Raw genomic sequence first — 3,588 nt, 5'->3', positions numbered from 1 at the left:
ATCGAGAGCCTGCTGCGCGCAGAACGCTTGTCACCCGAGATGGTCCGCAACCACGGCGCGGTCCGCGCGGCCGTCAAGGAGATGGTCCTCGTCTCCGGCTCCAACGTCCCTAAGGACTTGATGGGGCTGGCCGACCGGACCAATGCCATGGAGTAGGCACCGCCGTTAGGCAGCCCAGGGTAGGACTGGACAGCAGGAGGGGAGATCAACATGCGTAGTCCGCCATAAGGGCGGGAGGCCGACCGGGCACCATCCCGACCGACCTCCCTATGGCCGCTGCCCTGCGAAGACGTGCGGCCTTGACCGACCAACCCGTATCAGGAAGGCAGTCACCGATGACTCTACTTGTTTGCGATGCTCTCGCGCTGCCTCCGGTCTCCAGCAGCTTGGGAGAAGCACGTGAAGCAGCCTGACCCACGCACCCTCGACACCATCCCGCCCGTGGTCACCTTCGCCACCGGCGCCCAGCTCCTGGTGCGCCTCGGCATGGCAAAGAACATGACCCGCGAAGGGGTCCGCCGGCTCTCCAGACACCCGGACTGGCCGTTCGGCCCGGACCGCCCCTACCCGTACTGGCTGTTGGCGAACGCCGAGGTCATGGAGACGGGGCCGTTCCTGAAGTTCTTCGAGGAGCACCCGATCGTGGGCCGCGGACCGGACAAGGCTCCGCGCCGCAGCAAGCCCAGCACGTCGTGATGGTCGCGTCTTCGGGCGCCGTGTTCGCAGCCACGGCCCTGGAGAAGCAAAACGGCCGGGTCAACGGGGTCGCAGCTCCCCTCACCGGCCGTAAAGCACATCCAGCGGACGCCAATCCGCTGATTCGGACGCTCCACCTATCAAGAAGGGTCCTCGAGGTGAGGGTACCCCAAGCAGAACTGTCGACAAGTAGCCCCTCAGTCTTCGAGACGGAGGCGGCATCGTGAACGTCTCCCGTATCCGCGGTATCGCGAAGCTGCTCGAGCAGGTCAAGGAGCTGGACGCGGCTAACGAGCCGTTCGAGGTTGAGGCCGAGGACGACGTGCCGTTCGTGCAGCTCGGCCACTGGGTGGCGCTGTCCGGCGTGAGCGCAAAGGCTCTGGCCCTGTACTGGATGCTCGCCCTGCACCTGAACCGCACCCGTGGCGACCGGTACGTGTGGCCGACGACGGCAGTTCTCGCGCACATGCTGGGCTACTCCCGCGGCGACAAGATCAAGCCGTTCGTGGACGAGCTGGTGGCTATCGGCGCCATCCGGGTCATCTCCGTGCCTGACCTCAAGGGTCCGCAGAAGCGCAACGTCTACCGGCTGCGCAGGAACCCGCCTGAGGGGTACGCCGGCCCGGTGTCTCTGGGGGCCTTCTACGAGCAGCTCAGCGAGGCCTACGAGCAGGAAACCGCAGGTGAGCCCGTGTACCCCGAAACGGGGGTACACGTAGGCCCTCAAACGGGGGGTGACGTGACACCCGAAACCGGGGGGCACGTGGGCCCCCGGGCGGGGGCAGTAACTACAAGAACCCCTAACTACATGAACGGGAAGGACGCGCCTTCGGCGCGTAGCGCCGCTGACGGCCGTCAGGCCTCTACAGGTAGTAGGGGTTCGAGCGCTGGCGGCTCCGCCGCGTCCGGCAAAAGCAAGCCCCCCTCCTACACCCCAGACCAACGCCACCGCTACAACACGTTCGTGGCGGCCCTCCCCGCCCCGCTGAAGGCTCTCGTGCCGAACGGACTGCCGAAGCCTCTGGTGGACGCTGTGCTGGCCGCTACGGACCACGACAGCAGCGAGGGACGGACGGTGGAGCAGCTGGTCGAGTTCCGTCTGCTGCCGAAGTGGGACAAGCACTACTCGCGGCGGGATCAGGCCGGCCCGATCGAGAAGCCTGTGGGTGTTCTGGTGGCGATGCTGCGCCGGGACCAGGAGTGCCAGGACCCGCGGTGCGATGAGCGGACGAACGTCGATACCGGGACGCCGTGCATCTCCTGCGAGCAGCGCCTGGCGGACAAGCGGGCCGAACGCGCCCAGGAGGCCGTCCAGGAGGCTCCTGCCGCGTCCTGGGTGCCTGTTCCGCGGGATGAGGTGGGGAAGGCGTCGGACGGCCGGTACGTACAGTGCCAGGGGCCGACGTGCACGTTGAAGATGCTGCCGACTCCGGACGGTCTGTGCCGTGAGTGCCGAGAGGACGTGATGGTGTGAGCCGCAACGGAGAATGGACCACCAGCCAGTCCCGCTCCTTCAAGCGGCTGGCTGTACCGCACAACGGCTACCGCGAGGTCCTGCCCGGTGTGGAGGTCGGCAGCATCGTCGTTCTGGAGCGACAGGCGTGGCGGGTGCTGGAGATCCGGGAGAAGCCGGAGGACCTGTGGCCGGCCAACTACGAGAAGGCGTGGCAGGGAGTCGTCTCACGGTGGGTCGAGCACGAGGCGGCCCGCGCGGCGGGTGAGCTGACGCCGTGGGGTACCCCGATGGCCGCGCAGCCGGAGCCGGTCCGCTCGAAGTGGTACTACCGGCCGGTCAACGTCGTTCTCCAGCTCGTCGACCAGCCAAAGTCGAAGCCTCGGCACGTGGTGACGGCACCGGCCTACGAGTGGCAGACCCTGCCGGAGCACTTTGTGGTGTGCCGGGTGTGCCATGAGCTCCCTCCGTGCCGTCATGTTGAGACCGAGGAGACGGTGAACCGGGAGGTGGAGAAGGCGGAGCGGCTGATGGCCATTCCCCGCGGGGCGTGTCTGGGATGCGGTGAAGCGATCACGTCTCGGATGAAGGCCATCCGGTTCCCGGGCCCGAACTTGTGGCGGCCCGACTGGGGTCTGGACTCCGCTGTCTTTCATGCCCGGCGTTCCCGGGAGGAGTGCTCGACGGCTGCCTGGCGGTACGAAGAGCAGTGGAAGGCGCAGGGGCTGGACAAGCTGAATCCGGAGCTCCCGGAGGGCGGATCGTCTGGTCCTGGCGGGCAGCAGGCAGCGTAGAGCTGCACGGGAGCGTTGGCTTTCGGGTCGCCGGCGCTCCCAATCCCCGCACCTCTATTGCGTACGCCATAGGCTATGGGTTAGCGTGGATGCACCGCCCCCGAGGGTTCAACCCACCAGGCATTCCCCCCGGGAGCGGGCCCAACGAGCCTCCCCAAGGAAAGACACGCGTGCGCAGTCTCCACCGACCAGCACGCCAACCTTCCCAACAGAGGCCCCCATGACCGAAACCACCCACCACAACGGCCAGATCCCCACCGACCCGACCACCACCCTCACACTCCTGCTCGCCCTGACCGTAGTCGCCAAAATCCTCACCCCCGAGGAGGCCGCCACCCTCGCAGCCCTGGCCCCACTCGCCCTCCACGCCCTCCCCAACGGAAGGAGGTGACCACACCAAGCCGCCCCCACCCACCAGGCCCCGGCCGCCGCATCCCCCTCCGGCAGCCGGGGCCTTTCAACAGCACAACCCGCAGCAACCCGAGGAGAACCCCATGAACCTGGACACAACCCTCACACCCGGCGGCCAAGCCATCTACCTGTCCGAACTCCCCACCGGTTCCCTCGTCACCCCCCACGACGTCGTCACCCTCCGCCAGAAAGCCGTAGCCGAACTCGGCTTGGAAGGCCTCCGCCGCGCCCAAC

General features: G+C 67.4%; 4 protein-coding genes. All 4 read left to right on the top strand.

Annotation, left to right across the window (positions count from 1 at the left end; genetic code table 11):
- Window positions 1-399: 399 nt before the first annotated feature.
- The 4 genes from IE258_RS40370 to IE258_RS40355 all read left to right on the top strand — a co-directional run bounded on the left by IE258_RS40370 (window position 400) and on the right by IE258_RS40355 (window position 3,334).
- Window positions 400-696, top strand: coding sequence for a hypothetical protein (locus IE258_RS40370; protein ID WP_189750769.1), 297 nt, complete (start codon window positions 400-402; stop codon window positions 694-696).
- A 223-nt stretch (window positions 697-919) separates the two neighbouring features.
- Window positions 920-2,170 (top strand): helix-turn-helix domain-containing protein, encoded by a 1,251-nt coding sequence (locus IE258_RS40365; RefSeq protein WP_189750768.1) that lies wholly within the window; start codon window positions 920-922, stop codon window positions 2,168-2,170.
- Complete coding sequence (locus IE258_RS40360) at window positions 2,167-2,943, top strand: hypothetical protein (RefSeq protein WP_189750767.1); 777 nt, start codon at window positions 2,167-2,169, stop codon at window positions 2,941-2,943. Before IE258_RS40365 ends, IE258_RS40360 begins: the two co-directional genes overlap by 4 nt.
- Before the next feature lie 220 nt (window positions 2,944-3,163).
- The gene (locus IE258_RS40355) at window positions 3,164-3,334 is read left to right on the top strand and encodes a hypothetical protein (RefSeq protein WP_189750766.1); all 171 of its coding nucleotides are present in this window, start codon (window positions 3,164-3,166) and stop codon (window positions 3,332-3,334) included.
- Window positions 3,335-3,588: the final 254 nt, after the last annotated feature.

Origin of the sequence: Streptomyces tendae (assembly GCF_014650435.1) — a bacterium.
Taxonomy (GTDB): domain Bacteria; phylum Actinomycetota; class Actinomycetes; order Streptomycetales; family Streptomycetaceae; genus Streptomyces; species Streptomyces tendae.
Note: the sequence above shows the minus strand (reverse complement) of the source record. Positions and strands in the feature narration are given on the sequence as shown.

Excerpts from the sequence above, each read along its gene's own strand:
- IE258_RS40355 (WP_189750766.1), top strand. The coding sequence starts at position 3,164 with ATGACCGAAACCACCCACCACAACGGCCAGATCCCCACCGACCCGACC.